Below are 14,971 nucleotides of genomic sequence, written 5' to 3' on the forward strand. Positions count from 1 at the left end.
TAACTTAACCTGTGTCTGTCAGTCGTCATTCTCGTTTTTAATCGAGAATTTCAGTTCTTCAGAGAGCAGCAGCTGTGCGCCCTTTGTCACAATTTCCGTCCCAGGTTGAAAGTTCTGGTCGAACCAGCCATCTTCAATTTCGGTGTCTGCTGCGATAGGTTTCCTTAAGAATGTTTGCGGTTTGGTCTTGACGTAAATCCACGCCATCCCGCCATGCCAGACAATCGCAGAGTTCGGGATATGCACGCCTTTTTTAATGCTGTCTGCAGCCTCTTTGGGAATGACGTTGACACGCATCCCGATACGCAAGTAATCCGCCGGTGCACTGTAAAAGTAGGTTTTACCGATATTGCTCATATCCGTTTGCAAAGATTGGGAAACATAACTCGCTTGCAGTGGTTTTACACTTTCATGGATCGGCGTAATGTTAATGGTGGAGTTTTTGGAAGGGGCTTTATAACTGAGAGGGAAGCTCACCTGAACAAGTACTCTTTTTTGTACCAGCAAATCATGCAACTGGCTGGAGTTGTTGTCACGCGTGACCAAGGTGACTAATTCCTCCCCCCACTGGGCGATAATTCTGTCATTTAATGCTTTAAGTTGTGATTTTGCAGTGTCAATTTGCGTCTGGTTATTTTGCACAACGGCATAAGCATCTTGCACCACTTTGTCTGAGACGTTTTTATCATCTTCATTTAGTAACTTAAAACGTTTGTACTGCGCCATGTGATTAGGCAGGGTGCTTTGCGCTAACTCCAGTTGTGACTTCAATGCCTGGTACTGACTGTTGTAATCAATCAGCGGCTGGATGGAAATGACCGTCCCTAGCACTTTAATATTGTCCTGGTATTCATACATCTGCAACGGTTGTACTTGAATGCCACTGTTTTTTTGTGCTGCCTGGCTGAGTTCTACGGTTTGCAGGCCGTTTTTCGTGCTGACCCTGGAGGGGCTTTCTAACGCTTCATCCTCTTGATTTTGTCTGGAGGCATATTCATCCTGCCCGAGAAAAGCAATGATCCAAAATAGCAAAATAATCAAAATAGTTTGTACTCCAATGAGTACGTGCGTTTTGTTTATTCTCATGGGGTCACGAATTTTGGAGTAATTTGATTGGGTAGGCCTTGATCTGCAAGCAAAAATGGCTTTTGGATTGCATTTTCAATGTCTAGTAATGCTCTTAGCACCGCAGACTTTTGCATGATCAAGCGTTGATCATTAATGTAAAACTGCACTTGAGATTGCAGCCATTCGACTTTGTCGATTAATCCAGCTTTCCACTGACGTTCTAGTAGCTGCATTCTTTTTGGTTGGTCTTGAGTGTCATGGATCGTTTGTATCAAAATTTGAGCAGATTGTATGTATTTTTTGTAAGACTGCTCAGATAAAGTAATGACTTGGTATTGAAGCGCGTAAAATTTAGCGGCTTCGTTTTCACGGATCTGCTCGGCCTGTTTTCTCATGGTGTCGTTATAACTGGCCGTGCTGATCAGCGAGTTGATGCCTAACATCCAAATAAAATCACCAAAAGAAAACTCAATGCCGGGATCAATCGAGACATTGGGATATTGCTTGGCAATTTGCAGTTTTAATTTAGATTCTGCTTGGGCATACATGGCTAAAGAGCGTTGTATGTCCATGCGGTTAATCAGTGCTTCTTTACGAATACTGGCTGCAGACTTCAATAATGACTTGTATTGGTTTGTTTTGCGTAAAGGTTCATCCATATCAAAAGACTGGATGTTTATTTTGGATTGCTGTTCATCGCTGAGCCCTGCATCATGCATGACTTTCTGCTCGATCAGAGCTAATGAAGATTGCATTTGTTGTAATTGCGAGGCGGTCTGGTCGTATTGCAATTGTATTGTCAATATTTCAGACTTGCCTATCATGCCTGCCTGAAGGCGTTTCCGATAGGCATCAAGTAACGCTGTTTGAACATTTTTCAGCTTGACTATATTTGCAATCATCGCCTGTTTTTCAGCACGATCAATCAGATCCAAAGACAGCTGGTTTCTCAATCCCCAAGCCGCTTCGCCAATTTGAATCTCTGCAACATTGACTTGATGCTTGGCGATTTCCTGAGCGATCTCGGTTTTACCCGCGGTAACGATAGGAATGCTAAATCCAACGACATTGGAGGACGGATCAACTTCGTCCGAGGTTTTATTGCTTCTGGAAACAAGCGCATTAAAGCCTGGTTGCGGTTTCAATCCAGCGACCATCAAATCAGCAATCGCAACGTCGTAATTTGATTTTACGACCTTGAGTGAGGGGTGAAAGAATATTGCCGCTGCGGTCAGGGAGTTGATGTCCCAACGCTTAACTGGCCAGCCAACCGCTGGCATTTGTGAGGTCACGTACTCTTTAAAACCTGTTTGTTCTGGAGAAGCGTCAAGCAAATCGCGACTGCTTAATTCAGGTTTTAATGGCTTCGCTTGATAGGTTTGAAAGCACGCAGACAATGCAATCGTAATAAAAATTACATATCTCCGCATGCTGTTTTAAGTGATCTATTTAATTAGTCTACGATGCTTGCATGTACTGCGTTTAACGCATCTTTTAATAGATCTTCTGGCAGCTGGTTAATGGTTGTCGCGAGTAGGTCTGCAGCTTCTACCGTTCTAATGGGGAGATCGGTTGTATTCAACTCAGCAATTAACCCTGCGGCTATGCCTGTAATTTTTAGCAATATATCGCGCTCTTTCATCAATAACTCCAGCTCGGCGCGTAATAAAGTATCTTCTGGACTGTTAGGGTGTTGTTTCATAGTTTTAATCTTTAAGAACCAAGCCTCGAATCTTGAAGCTCTGTCTTCGGCTTGTCAATCCTCAATTGCATATGCCACTAGTCGCAGACATTCTGTTTATTAAGGACTTACCTTGAGCGGGCAAAATGCAGTATAATCTCTGGATTAGTATATTGATGCTAATTAAGCGAAAGTGGCGAAATTGGTAGACGCACTGGATTTAGGTTCCAGCGCCTCGCGGCGTGAGAGTTCGAGTCTCTCCTTTCGCACCACCTCACCAAGTCAATGGTCGGGGATTTAAAATAAAGGCTTCCTTCGCGGAGGCCTTTGTTGTTTTGAGCATTTGCAAAATTGCGAACATTCTTAAATTTAAAAATCTTCGAATAGACACGCTACAGGTAGAGTTGGTTAAATCATTTAGTTTAGTTGATCTCGCGGGAAGGAATAAGGAATGAATATTGTACAAACAGCGAATGCACCAGCTGCCATTGGCCCTTATGCGCAAGGGGTAGTGGTGGGGAATATGTTATATACCTCAGGGCAAATTGCATTGCGCCCGGATGGTAGTTTGAATGATGGCGACATCGAGACACAAACGCGTCAGGTGCTGGCAAATTTGCAGGCGATCATTGAGGCCGCAGGCGGCAGTTTGCAGCAAGTGGTTAAAACGACCGTGTTTTTGAAAAATCTGGATGATTTCGTCGCCATGAACCAAGTGTATGCTGAGGTATTTGCGACGCATACGCCAGCACGCTCTACCGTACAAGTAGCCAAGTTGCCACGCGATGTATTGGTTGAGATTGAGGCGATTGTTGCGCTGGCTTAATTGCTTTAGCTGCACGGCTTGCAATTCAAACGGATATCCCCATTTTTTAAATATGTTGAGCGATTATTTAATGGGTAATGGGTGAGCGTGTTAGTTTAAATCCACAGTCTTGCGTGGCGTTGTTATTCGGCACCGCGCTAAACTGGCTTTAAGTTTATTTCAATTAAGAGTTGTGTTATATTTTTACGCTCTTTTTTCATCATTTGATCGCCGGCTTTAGCCATTAGAGTGTGGTCAGGTTGTGTGAAAACATTATTAAATGCGCATTCAACGGCGCCCACTTACATAACCCATCGTTTAATAACGATTTTTACAGGAAGTTCAGCATGGCAGCAGTATCTGTTGAAACAGTCAGCAACTTGGAACGTCGCATGACAATCAAAGTCCCTTTGGCACCATTGGAAGGGCAAATCAGACAACGTTTACAGCAAATTTCCCGTACCGCCAAGTTTGCTGGTTTCCGTCCGGGCAAAGCGCCAATCGGCTTGGTTAACCAGCATTACGGCAATCAGGTGCGTGATGAGATTTACTCCAAAGCGGTGGAAACCAGCTTTGGTGAAGCCGTAGAGCAGAATCAGTTGCGTGTGGCAGGCTTCCCGAATATTGAGCACATTCCTTTTAAAGATGCTGCTGAAGAGTTTGAATACATTGCTACTTTCGAAATTTTTCCGGAAGTGCAACTGGGCGACTTGAGTAAAGTCAAAATTGAGCGTCCTACCTTGGAATTGACCGATGCGGATGTTGAAAAAACATTAGACGTATTGGTGAAGCAGCGCGTGAGCTACGAGCCGGTAAAACGCATGTCGAAAAAAGGCGACCGCATTAACATTACTTTGACTGCCTCTATTGATGGCGAACAGGTTGAAAGTACTGGCGACCGCGGGATTGATCTTGTAATTGGTGAACCAGGCCGCGTGAAAGAGTTTGATGATGCGTTGATCGGTAGCAAAGCCGGTAATGAAAAAACATTTGAGATCACTTACCCGGAAGATCACAATCCAGCGCAGTTAGCGGGTAAAACGGTTTCATATGCAGTAAAGTTTGTGTCTGTGTCACAGCCAGTTTACCCTGAAGTGGATGCTGAGTTTGCGAAAAGCCTGGGGGTGGAAGATGGCAACATCGACACCATGAAGGCTGAGATCAAGCAAAGCTTGGAGCAAGAGGTTGACAAACGTATTAAGGCGCGGGTCAAAGAGTCTGTATTCCAAGCGTTGGTTGACGAGAGCAGCTTTGAATTGCCTAAAGCAGTAGTGACGGCTGAGACCAATCGTTTGATGCAGGTGGCAGCACAAAACCTGCGTCAGCGCGGCGTTGATCCTGCCCAGGTACCAATGGAGCCTTCAGTATTTGAGTCGCAGGCACAGCGCAATGCCAAATTGCGTTTAGTGTTGACTGAATTAGTGAATGCCAACAACTTGCAGGCAAACGCGGATCAAGTGCGTGCGATGGTAGATACTTTCGCGCAAAGCTTTGAGAAGCCAGATGAGCTGGTCAACTGGTATTATGCAGATGTGAAGCGTCTGGACGAGCCCGCCGCTTTGGCAACGGAAGAAAATGTGGTTGCCTGGGTGTTGGACAAAGCCAAAGTGACAAACAAAAAAATTAAATTTGATGAATTGATGATGGCAGGTGCTTAAACCATGAATTATATGAACGCGAACGAAGGCATGATGCAACAACGTATGGAGCCACAAGGTCTGGGATACATTCCCATGGTCATCGAGCAAAGTGGCCGGGGTGAGCGTTCATATGACATCTACTCGCGATTACTTAAAGAGCGTGTGATTTTTTTGGTGGGTCCTGTGAATGACATGACCGCCAATCTGGTTGTGGCGCAGTTGCTGTTCCTCGAAGCTGAAAACCCTGACAAAGATATCTCTCTGTATATCAACTCTCCAGGCGGTTCGGTGACTGCTGGGATGTCTATTTATGACACCATGCAGTTTATCAAACCGGATGTGAGTACCCTGTGTATTGGCCAGGCGGCAAGCATGGGCGCATTTTTGCTCACTGCCGGGGCTAAAGGCAAGCGTTTCTGTCTGCCCAACTCCCGTGTCATGATTCACCAGCCTTTAGGTGGCTTCCAGGGCCAGGCGTCAGATATCGAGATCCATGCCAAAGAGATTTTGTATCTTAAAGACAAACTGAATGGCATCATGGCGCATCATACCGGCCAAAATATTGAAACCATTGCCAACGATACCGATCGTGACAATTTTATGAGTGCTGACGCTGCCAAAGCTTATGGTTTGGTGGATCAGGTGATTGCCGCACGTAGCGCTGCTTAATCAGCGTGTAACTAGCAGGGGAATAGCATGGCAAACAAGTCTGACAGCGAGAAGCTGTTATATTGCTCGTTTTGTGGCAAAAGCCAGCATGAAGTTAAAAAACTGATTGCAGGCCCCTCTGTGTTTATTTGTGATGAATGCGTTGATTTATGCAATGACATTATTCGCGAAGAAATCCAGAGCCTCAATGAAATCAAATCGGCAGATAAAAAATTGCCGACGCCTCAAGAAATTTGTTCTATCTTGGATCAATATGTGATTGGCCAGGTGCAGGCGAAAAAGAATCTGTCTGTAGCGGTGTACAACCACTATAAACGCTTGGGTTACAACCCTTTGTCTGACGGTAACCAGTCTGGCAAAGACGATGTTGAAGTGCAAAAAAGCAATATTTTGCTGATTGGCCCGACCGGTTCTGGCAAAACCTTGCTGGCACAAACCCTGGCGCGTTTACTGGATGTGCCGTTTGTCATGGCTGACGCCACCACGTTAACCGAAGCCGGTTATGTGGGTGAAGACGTTGAAAACATCATGCAGAAACTGCTGCAAAAGTGTGATTACGACGTAGATAAAGCGCAGCGCGGCATTGTTTATATTGATGAGGTCGACAAGATTTCCCGTAAGTCTGACAACCCTTCGATCACACGTGATGTGTCTGGTGAAGGTGTACAACAGGCCTTGCTGAAACTGATCGAAGGTACGATTGCCTCGGTGCCACCACAAGGCGGACGCAAGCATCCTAACCAGGAGTTTGTGCAGTTGGATACCACCAATATCCTGTTTATTTGCGGTGGTGCGTTTGACGGGCTGGAAAAAGTGATTCGTCACCGCTCTGAAAAAGGCGGCATTGGTTTTGGTGCCGAAGTGAAGAGCAAAGAGGACGTGCGTGCGGTTGGTGAAGTCTTGCGCGAAGTTGAGCCTGAAGATCTGATCAAGTTTGGCTTGATTCCAGAGTTCATTGGTCGTTTGCCAGTGGTGGCAACCCTTGAGTCTCTTGATGAAGCTGCGTTGATGACGATTTTGGTAGAGCCCAAAAACGCGCTGACCAAACAGTACATGAAGTTGTTCAAGATGGAGGGGGTGGAGCTGGAGTTTGAAGAATCCGCTTTGCGCCTGATCGCTAAAAAAGCCCTTGAGCGTAAAACAGGTGCCCGCGGCCTGCGCTCAATTCTTGAGCATGCTTTGCTTGACCTCATGTATGAGCTGCCATCTCTGAAGAACTTGTCCAAAGTGATTGTGGATGCTGGCGTGATTGAACACACCTCCGAACCAATTCTGATTTATCAGGATGCGCAAAAACGCGTTGAAAACGCACATTAAATCCCGCTTGCAATAGCCGTCCGGCTATTGCAAGATAGCATCTAATAGCATGAGATGCTTGCTCTCTTGAATTCTCAAAGAATGTTCCCATCTATATGCAAAGGACTTGTTCCTTTGACACTTATTGAAAGACGCTATGACAGAACACACTTTGCTTGACTCCGAGACACCGGAAAACGCTTTAATCCCTTTATTGCCTTTGCGCGATGTCGTCGTCTATCCTCACCTGGTGATTCCTTTGTTTGTTGGCCGGACCAAATCGGTCAAAGCGTTGGAACGTGCTTCTGAAGGTGACAAAAAGATTTTGCTGGTTGCGCAGAAGTCAGCCAACAAAGACGATCCTGTGGCTGAAGACTTGTATGAAATTGGTACCTTGGCCACTGTGCTGCAGATGCTCAAGCTGCCAGATGGCACAGTGAAAGTCCTGGTAGAAGGCTTGCATCGCGTACGCGTTTCCGATTTTGTGGAGACTGACGAGTGCTTTATGGCCTTGGGTGAAGAAGTTGAGCAAACAGACCAGGATGACAAAGAGGCCGAAGCCTTGATGCGTACGGTCATGACCCAGTTTGATCAATACGTCAAACTGAATAAAAAGATTCCCCCTGAAATTCTCACCTCGCTGGCGACGATTAACGAGCCAGGACGCTTGGCTGACACGATCTCCGCACATTTGACGCTTAAGCTCGAAGAAAAGCAGAAGGTACTGGAAATGCTCAGCGTGATTGAGCGACTGGAACATTTGCTCTTCCTGATGGAATCCGAGATTGACATCCTGCAGGTAGAAAAACGTATCCGTGGCCGCGTAAAACGCCAGATGGAAAAAAGCCAGCGCGAATATTATTTGAATGAGCAAGTGAAAGCGATCCAGAAAGAGCTCGGCGAACAAGATGAGAACGCCGAAATGGAAGAGCTGGACCAGCGGATTAAAAATGCTGCCATGCCAAAAGAGGCTTTGGCCAAAGTAACTGCCGAATTCAAGAAACTGAAATTGATGTCACCAATGTCTGCAGAAGCTTCTGTGGTGCGCAATTATATTGATACTTTGTTGAATCTCCCTTGGAAGAAGAAAACAAAAATCAGCAAAGACCTGCAAGCCGCCGAAGCGATTCTGGATGCGGATCACTATGGCCTTGATAAAGTCAAAGAGCGGATTGTCGAGTATCTGGCGGTACAGCAACGTGTAGGTAAACTCAAAGCACCTATCCTGTGCTTGGTTGGCCCTCCAGGGGTGGGTAAAACCTCGCTGGGGCAGAGCATCGCCAAAGCTGTTAACCGTAAGTTTGTGCGCATGGCCTTAGGTGGCGTACGTGATGAAGCCGAAATCCGCGGCCATCGCCGTACCTACATTGGCTCCATGCCAGGCAAAGTGCTGCAAAGCATGACTAAAGTCGGTGTGAAAAACCCATTGTTCTTGCTCGATGAAGTCGACAAGATGGGGCAGGACATGCGTGGTGATCCGTCTTCAGCCTTGTTGGAGGTGTTGGATCCAGAGCAAAACCATACCTTTGCTGACCACTATGTCGAAGTGGATTATGACTTAAGCGATGTCATGTTCGTCGCCACGGCGAATAGTATGAATATCCCCGAACCATTATTGGACCGGATGGAAATTATTCGACTGTCAGGCTATACCGAAGATGAAAAAATCAATATTGCCCAGCGCTATTTGTTGCCTAAGCAGCTAAAAGCGCACGGTTTGAAATCTACAGATATTTCTGTAGCAGAGAGTGTGTTGCGCGATATCGTGCGTTATTACACACGTGAAGCAGGTGTTCGCCGACTCGAGCAAGAAATTGCCAAAGTCTGCCGTAAAGCCGTCAAGGAACAATTGCTAGCCAAAGGTAAAACTAAAGCGGTTAAAAAGATTAATGTCTCCAGCAAGAATATCGAGCAATACCTGGGGGTAAAACGTTATGACTTTGGTGTCGCAGCCAAAGAAAACCAGGTAGGGCAGGTCACTGGCCTGGCATGGACTTCAGTCGGCGGTGAATTGCTGACCATTGAAGCGGTCACTTTGCCTGGTAAGGGTAAAACGATCACCACGGGTAAATTGGGCGACGTGATGCAAGAATCTGTCACCGCCGCCATGAGTGTGGTGCGCAGCCGTTCAGAAGGGTTAGGGATTCCGACCGATTTTTACGAGAAGAAGGATATCCATATCCACTTGCCAGAAGGTGCGACCCCTAAAGATGGTCCAAGTGCCGGGATTGCCTTAACGACAGCCTTTGTTTCTGTGTTGACAGGGATTCCTGCCCGCGCTGACGTGGCAATGACAGGCGAAATTACCTTGCGCGGGGAGGTGTTGGCAATTGGCGGCTTGAAAGAAAAATTGCTAGCCGCTCACCGTGGGGGGATTAAAACCGTATTGATTCCATCTGCCAACGAAAAAGACCTGGTTGAAATACCGGCCAACATTAAAAAGGATCTCGACATTCATTGCGTTAAATGGATAGATCAGGTGCTTGATCTTGCACTGGAAAGAGCACCACAACCGTTGGCTGTGGAAGCGCCTGCAGTCGAGATTGTCGCCGCTGGCGAGGGGAATGCCGAGCAAGCTGTCACGCATTAGGAAAATTGATGCGAATTATTGTCAAAAGGCCGGAATACCGCTTGACAGCTCGTTTTGCGGCTTGATATAAAGACGGTACAGGATGTACCTGTCTTTTTAACTAGTTATTAGGGGAAACACGTGAATAAATCAGAATTGATAGATCATATTGCAAGTGCTGCTGGTATTTCTAAAGCCGCTGCGGCTCGTGCTCTGGATGCAACAACTGAGGCTATTTCCGGTGCATTGAAAAAAGGTGATATGGTGACCTTGATTGGTTTTGGTACATTCTATGTAGGTGAGCGTTCTGCCCGTTCTGGCCGTAATCCTCGTACCGGTGCAACAATTAACATCAAAGCTGCTAAATCTCCTAAATTTAGGGCTGGTAAAGGTCTTAAAGATGCTGTAAACTAGCATTCTTTGGTTGAGCGGCGTTTGTTGCTTAACTGTAGTAGCAACACCAGTGGTTGTTACGGGTGCTTAGCTCAGTTGGTAGAGCGTCGCCCTTACAAGGCGAATGTCAGCGGTTCGACCCCGTTAGCACCCACCAAACAATTTAAATTAAGAGTGCGAAGTTTGCGCTCTTAATTTTTTGAGTGACACGGTACTTAAGAAATTACTTTAATTAGCAATGCTAAGTACCGAATAAATAATTAAAAAAATTAGTTGATTTTATAAAAAACAATGTTATAATTTCAGCTTAACGATTACCGGGAGCGGTAGTTCAGTTGGTTAGAATACCGGCCTGTCACGCCGGGGGTCGCGGGTTCGAGCCCCGTCCGCTCCGCCAAATAAAAGCCCTGATTATTCAGGGCTTTTTTCTTTTTGTTCGATTAGAACGCCTCTCGTTTCTTTACTTGATATTCCAAATTTGGAATCAGGTTTATCTAGTATGTTTGTTCCGTATCGACGGCAGCTCTTTTACCATTCGTTTTAATCTCTCAGACCTCAAACGCTTATTTGATTGAGTGCATTAGCAGCGTACGGTTTATTTTGCATCAAATCTTTAGCTGCAATGCCAGAAGGGTATTGCACTCAGGCGGTTTTAATCGCTTTATGGTATAGTTTGCTGTTGCAAAAAATCAGGTAATGGAATCGAAAAAATGTTGGAAGCACTTAGAAAACATACACAAGGATGGATGGCAAAAATCATTCTGGCACTGATCGTTGTGCCGTTTGCATTGTTTGGGATTGACTCCTATTTGAATCAGGCGGGTGGTCAGGTAGCAGTGGCGAAGGTTGATGGCCAGAAGATATCCCTGCAGGAATATTCAAACGCGGTAGAAAATGCGCGTAACTACATGCAATCCCAGGGGCAAAAAGTAGATACGGCTTTGCTCGAAAGTCCGGCCTTCAAGCAATCAGTGCTGGAAGGCATTATCACACGTCGCCTGATTGAGGGGGCTATCCATGATTACCGCTTTAAAATCAGTGATGAGCAACTGAGTCAGCATATTCTTGGGATGCCGGAGTTTCAAAGTAACGGTAAGTTTTCTGAGGAAACCTATAACCAGTTGCTGACGCAAAACAAGCTGACACCTGCTAAATTTGAGCAGAGTGTACGTAAAGACCTGGCGGTGCAGCAGGTCAGGGATGGGCTGAGTAATCTGGTGTTTATGCCTAAAAAAGTCGCTGAGCAATCGTTGATGTCGGAATTTGAACAACGTGAGGTCAGTGTGACAGAGATTAAAGACGCTGATTTTATGAATCAGGTGACTGTTACACCTGAGCAGGTGCAAGCGTATTACAACCAGCATAAAACCAAATTCATTGCGCCCGCTAAAGTGAAGTTGCAGTTTGCTTTGCTCTCTGCGGCAGGCTTGATGGGCCAAGTCAGCGTGACTGACCAAGAAGTTAAGCAATACTATGATGAAAATGCGGCTAAATTTCAGGGTGATGAACAACGCCAGGCTAGCCACATCTTGATTGGCGTGAATGGGAACGCGACACCTGCTGAAAAAGCTGCTGCAAAAGAAAAAGCAGAGTCCATCCTCAAGCAGGTCAAAGCGAATCCTAAAAGTTTTGAAAAGCTGGCGATTGAGTTTTCCCAAGACACCGGCTCAGCAAGCAAAGGTGGCGATTTAGGCAGTTTTGGCCGTGGTGCCATGGTCAAGCCTTTCGAGGATGCGGCTTTCTCGATGAAGGTTGGCGACATCAGTGATTTGGTAGAGTCTGAGTTTGGCTACCATATTATCAAGCTGACAGGCATTACTGGTGAGTCTTCCGATTTTGATTCGATGAAGCTCAAAATCAAAGCTGAATTGTTGTTCCAGAAAGCACAGGCTAAATATGCTGAATTGGCCGATGATTTTGGCAACACAGTTTACGAGCAGTCTGGCAGCTTAGAGCCAGCGGCCAAGAAATTTAATTTGCAACTGCAATCCTCCCCAGCCATGAGCAAGGAAGAAGTTGCCAAGTTCTTCAAAAGCGATCGCTTTGCCTCATTGGTGTTCTCTGATGATGTGCTTAAAGATAAACGCAATACCGAAGCGGTGGAGGTCTCACCGAATAATTTGGTCTCTGCACGCGTCATTGAATATAGTCCAGAAGCGCCGCGCAGCTTTGATGAGGTGAAGGCTGGGATTGAAGGCCTGCTTAAAGCTGAAGCTGCTGACAAATTGGTTCAGAAAAAAGGCGAAGCCTTATTGGCTGATCTGAAAGCTGGTAAAGCATCCAACGCAGAGTGGATTACGCCCGTAACTGTAGACCGCAGAAATGCACAGGGCTTGAGCGATGGTGTCATGAGAAATGTGTTCAAAGTCAACACACATACACTGCCTGCATACTATGGCTTTAACGAGGCTAACAAAGGCTATACCGTGATTAAAGTGATTGCGGTGAATCAGAAGCTCAAAGACCAGCCAGATGTGGCTGATAGAGCCTTTAAAGTGTATCAGATGGCACTGGGGGCAGAGATGTCACATGCTTATGTGGCTTCACTCAAAGCCAACAAAGATATTCAGTTTAATGCCAAAGTATTGTTATCCAAAGGTAACGAATAATTAGCGGACTGAAGTAAAAAAAGGAGGGCATAGCCCTCCTTTTTGTTTTTTAATTGCGTACGCAGTCTTCAATGACTCAGTATCCATTGGTCAACCGCCGAAGTAGATAACCCTGCGAGCAACACACAGTTTAAAAATATTGTGAGCCAGAATAGACGCTGAAAAGAAGTTTTTTTAGATTTGTGATGAAAAACTGTCTGTGCCAAGACTGCTCCTGGCCAGCCGCCCATCAAAGCGAGTACATGCAAGGTCATCTCTGGTGTGCGTCTTTGCTTGTTCTTGGCCGCTATTTTATCTTGCCTGTAAATGATCAGCGTGAGGGCGCTAGCAATGAGATAGGGCCACAGGTAAAGCTGGGGCAGTTGTCCAGTGAGCCAAGAGAGTGTCAAACCGGCAACAAAACAGGCTGCAAATAATCGTATCAACATTTGCGAATTTTATCGGCTGATTCAATAAATACTTATTTGAAATAAGGTTAAGGGGCTGAAGGGTATTTCCAAGCCTGAGAAGAGATGATCAAGCCATAAAAAAACGCCTGACTTTGAAGGACAGGCGTTTTTGTTGGCTGAGGCACATTTAGTCGATTTGACCAGCGGCAGTAATATTCATACCACCATCTACATAAGTGATTTCACCAGTCACACCTGAGGCGAGGTCGCTGGTCAGGAAGGCGGCGACATTGCCAACTTCGTCAATAGTCACGTTACGGCGCAAGGCGGCGTGTTTTTCGTTAAAGCCGATCATTTTGTCAAAATCGGCAATGCCTGAGGCAGCCAGCGTTTTGATTGGGCCGGCAGAGACTGCGTTAACGCGGATGCCACGTGGACCAAGGCTTTGTGCCAGGTAACGGACGTTGGCTTCGAGGCTGGCTTTGGCTACGCCCATGACGTTGTAGTTAGGCATGGTACGCTCTGCGCCCAGGTAGCTGATGGTCAACAGGCTGCCATTGAGGCCTTGCATCATCGGGTAGGCTGCTTTGGCCATGGCTGAAAAGCTGTAGGAGCTGATATCGTGTGCGATGCGGAAATATTCGCGGTCGATTCTTTCGAGGTAGTCACCATCAAGAGCGACCTTAGGGACAAAAGCAATCGAGTGCACCAGGCTATCCAGGCCATCCCAGACCTTTGCAAGTTCTACGAACAGATTGTCAATTTGTGCATCTTCGGCAACGTCACAAGGCAGAACGATCTCTGATTCAAAGTCTGCGGCCAGGTCACGTACACGCTTTTCGTGTTTGTCGACTTGATAAGTAAATGCCAGTTCGGCCCCTTCACGTTTCATTGCAGCTGCGATGCCATAAGCGATTGAACGGTTGCTCAGCAAACCGGCAATCAGGATTTTTTTTCCAGCAAGAAATGCCATGCTTGTTCCTGTGTGGTTGTTAGTTCGTTTGGTCAGTAGATTGAAGAATTAGCGTATTGTGTTGGAACGTGGGTCGAACACATCTCGCAGTCCTTCGCCGAGCAGATTATACCCTAACACCGTGATTAAAATGGCAAGTCCGGGAAACACCGATAACCACCAGGCAAACTGGATATACTCTTTACCATCAGTAAGAATGTTGCCCCAGGAAGCTTGTGGCGGTTGTACGCCCAAGCCCAAAAAGCTGAGGCCGGATTCGAGCAGCACGGCGCTGGCAATGCCCAACACGACACTGACCAGAATAGGGGTGAGGCTGTTAGGCAGGCAATGCTTGAAAATAATGCGGCTGTCCAGAGCACCGAGCGCCGTGGAAGCGGTGACAAATTCACGTTGTGTCAGGCTCAGGAATTCAGCGCGCACCAGCCGGGTGACCCCCATCCAGGAGGTGAGGCCGATGACCACCATGACGTTGGTAATCGAAGGACTTAAAAAGGCAATCACGGCCAAAATCAAGAAAAAACTAGGAATAGATAACATCAAATCAACCAGTCGCATGATCAGCGTATCTACCCAACCACGATAGTAGCCAGCTAAAGCACCGAGCACGACACCGATAGCCGTAGAAATCCCCACCGCGACCAAGCCTACCAATAGCGAGACGCGGCCGCCAAACAGCATCCGGCTCCAGACATCCCGCCCTAGGCCATCCGTGCCCATCCAGTGCTGGCCCGAAGGCCCCAGCAGAATCTGCTTGACCTGGATTGCATCTGGATCATAAGGGGCAATCCAGGGCGCGAGCAGCGCCAGCAGCAGGATCACGCTGATAATGATCAAACCAGTCAGGGCTAAGGGATTTTGCAGGACTTTTTTCATGTCTGG

General features: G+C 46.6%; 13 protein-coding genes and 3 tRNA genes. 10 read left to right on the top strand and 6 right to left on the bottom strand.

Annotated features, from left to right (window positions below; genetic code table 11):
• Positions 1 to 18: 18 nt before the first annotated feature.
• The 3 genes from ACIDF8_RS10140 to ACIDF8_RS10150 form a co-directional block, all read right to left on the bottom strand.
• Positions 19 to 1,041: a hypothetical protein gene (locus tag ACIDF8_RS10140; RefSeq protein ID WP_412010497.1), complete on the bottom strand. Its 1,023-nt coding sequence runs from the start codon at positions 1,039 to 1,041 to the stop codon at positions 19 to 21.
• Positions 1,042 to 1,082: 41 nt separating this feature from the next.
• Positions 1,083 to 2,402 (bottom strand): TolC family protein, encoded by a 1,320-nt coding sequence (locus ACIDF8_RS10145; protein WP_412010498.1) that lies wholly within the window; start codon positions 2,400 to 2,402, stop codon positions 1,083 to 1,085.
• A gap of 119 nt (positions 2,403 to 2,521) precedes the next feature.
• On the bottom strand, positions 2,522 to 2,770 hold the full coding sequence (locus ACIDF8_RS10150) for a hypothetical protein (protein WP_412010499.1): 249 nt from the start codon (positions 2,768 to 2,770) through the stop codon (positions 2,522 to 2,524).
• 166 nt (positions 2,771 to 2,936) lie between these two features.
• On the opposite strand from ACIDF8_RS10150, the gene ACIDF8_RS10155 reads away from it, so the two are divergent.
• From ACIDF8_RS10155 to ACIDF8_RS10200, 10 genes are all read left to right on the top strand, one after another.
• A tRNA-Leu gene (locus tag ACIDF8_RS10155) sits at positions 2,937 to 3,021 on the top strand.
• A 179-nt stretch (positions 3,022 to 3,200) separates the two neighbouring features.
• The gene (locus tag ACIDF8_RS10160) at positions 3,201 to 3,575 is read left to right on the top strand and encodes a RidA family protein (protein ID WP_412010500.1); all 375 of its coding nucleotides are present in this window, start codon (positions 3,201 to 3,203) and stop codon (positions 3,573 to 3,575) included.
• A 326-nt stretch (positions 3,576 to 3,901) separates the two neighbouring features.
• Positions 3,902 to 5,212, top strand: a complete 1,311-nt coding sequence (tig, locus tag ACIDF8_RS10165; protein WP_412010501.1) for a trigger factor — start codon at positions 3,902 to 3,904, stop codon at positions 5,210 to 5,212.
• Between the two features lie 3 nt (positions 5,213 to 5,215).
• Positions 5,216 to 5,863, top strand: a complete 648-nt coding sequence (gene clpP, locus ACIDF8_RS10170; RefSeq protein WP_412010502.1) for an ATP-dependent Clp endopeptidase proteolytic subunit ClpP — start codon at positions 5,216 to 5,218, stop codon at positions 5,861 to 5,863.
• Between the two features lie 27 nt (positions 5,864 to 5,890).
• A complete protein-coding gene (gene clpX, locus ACIDF8_RS10175; RefSeq protein ID WP_412010503.1) occupies positions 5,891 to 7,180 on the top strand; it encodes an ATP-dependent Clp protease ATP-binding subunit ClpX in 1,290 nt (429 codons plus the stop codon).
• Positions 7,181 to 7,316: 136 nt separating this feature from the next.
• Positions 7,317 to 9,749: an endopeptidase La gene (lon, locus tag ACIDF8_RS10180; RefSeq protein ID WP_412010504.1), complete on the top strand. Its 2,433-nt coding sequence runs from the start codon at positions 7,317 to 7,319 to the stop codon at positions 9,747 to 9,749.
• A gap of 120 nt (positions 9,750 to 9,869) precedes the next feature.
• Positions 9,870 to 10,142 carry an HU family DNA-binding protein gene (locus ACIDF8_RS10185; RefSeq protein ID WP_018985281.1) on the top strand — a complete coding sequence of 91 codons (273 nt, stop codon included), beginning with the start codon at positions 9,870 to 9,872 and terminating at the stop codon, positions 10,140 to 10,142.
• 60 nt (positions 10,143 to 10,202) lie between these two features.
• Positions 10,203 to 10,278: transfer RNA gene (locus ACIDF8_RS10190), tRNA-Val, on the top strand.
• Between the two features lie 163 nt (positions 10,279 to 10,441).
• Positions 10,442 to 10,518: transfer RNA gene (locus ACIDF8_RS10195), tRNA-Asp, on the top strand.
• A gap of 313 nt (positions 10,519 to 10,831) precedes the next feature.
• A complete protein-coding gene (locus tag ACIDF8_RS10200; protein ID WP_412010505.1) occupies positions 10,832 to 12,730 on the top strand; it encodes a SurA N-terminal domain-containing protein in 1,899 nt (632 codons plus the stop codon).
• Between the two features lie 68 nt (positions 12,731 to 12,798).
• Here the strand turns inward: ACIDF8_RS10200 and ACIDF8_RS10205 are convergent, their stop codons facing one another.
• The 3 genes from ACIDF8_RS10205 to ACIDF8_RS10215 all read right to left on the bottom strand — a co-directional run bounded on the left by ACIDF8_RS10205 (position 12,799) and on the right by ACIDF8_RS10215 (position 14,965).
• Positions 12,799 to 13,158, bottom strand: coding sequence for a DUF1294 domain-containing protein (locus ACIDF8_RS10205; RefSeq protein WP_412010506.1), 360 nt, complete (start codon positions 13,156 to 13,158; stop codon positions 12,799 to 12,801).
• 148 nt (positions 13,159 to 13,306) lie between these two features.
• Positions 13,307 to 14,092, bottom strand: a complete 786-nt coding sequence (locus tag ACIDF8_RS10210; protein ID WP_412010507.1) for an enoyl-ACP reductase FabI — start codon at positions 14,090 to 14,092, stop codon at positions 13,307 to 13,309.
• Between the two features lie 48 nt (positions 14,093 to 14,140).
• Positions 14,141 to 14,965 carry an ABC transporter permease gene (locus tag ACIDF8_RS10215; protein WP_412010508.1) on the bottom strand — a complete coding sequence of 275 codons (825 nt, stop codon included), beginning with the start codon at positions 14,963 to 14,965 and terminating at the stop codon, positions 14,141 to 14,143.
• Between the last annotated feature and the right edge of the window lie 6 nt (positions 14,966 to 14,971).

It is taken from the genome of Methylophilus sp. 3sh_L (assembly GCF_046766015.1).
GTDB lineage: Bacteria > Pseudomonadota > Gammaproteobacteria > Burkholderiales > Methylophilaceae > Methylophilus.

Bases quoted from the DNA above. Each gene is read 5' to 3' on its own strand.
- ACIDF8_RS10150 (WP_412010499.1), bottom strand. From the start codon at position 2,770: ATGAAACAACACCCTAACAGTCCAGAAGATACTTTATTACGCGCCGAG.
- ACIDF8_RS10160 (WP_412010500.1), top strand. From the start codon at position 3,201: ATGAATATTGTACAAACAGCGAATGCACCAGCTGCCATTGGCCCTTAT.
- tig (WP_412010501.1), top strand. From the start codon at position 3,902: ATGGCAGCAGTATCTGTTGAAACAGTCAGCAACTTGGAACGTCGCATG.
- clpP (WP_412010502.1), top strand. From the start codon at position 5,216: ATGAATTATATGAACGCGAACGAAGGCATGATGCAACAACGTATGGAG.
- clpX (WP_412010503.1), top strand. From the start codon at position 5,891: ATGGCAAACAAGTCTGACAGCGAGAAGCTGTTATATTGCTCGTTTTGT.
- lon (WP_412010504.1), top strand. From the start codon at position 7,317: ATGACAGAACACACTTTGCTTGACTCCGAGACACCGGAAAACGCTTTA.
- ACIDF8_RS10200 (WP_412010505.1), top strand. From the start codon at position 10,832: ATGTTGGAAGCACTTAGAAAACATACACAAGGATGGATGGCAAAAATC.
- ACIDF8_RS10205 (WP_412010506.1), bottom strand. From the start codon at position 13,158: ATGTTGATACGATTATTTGCAGCCTGTTTTGTTGCCGGTTTGACACTC.
- ACIDF8_RS10210 (WP_412010507.1), bottom strand. From the start codon at position 14,092: ATGGCATTTCTTGCTGGAAAAAAAATCCTGATTGCCGGTTTGCTGAGC.
- ACIDF8_RS10215 (WP_412010508.1), bottom strand. From the start codon at position 14,965: ATGAAAAAAGTCCTGCAAAATCCCTTAGCCCTGACTGGTTTGATCATT.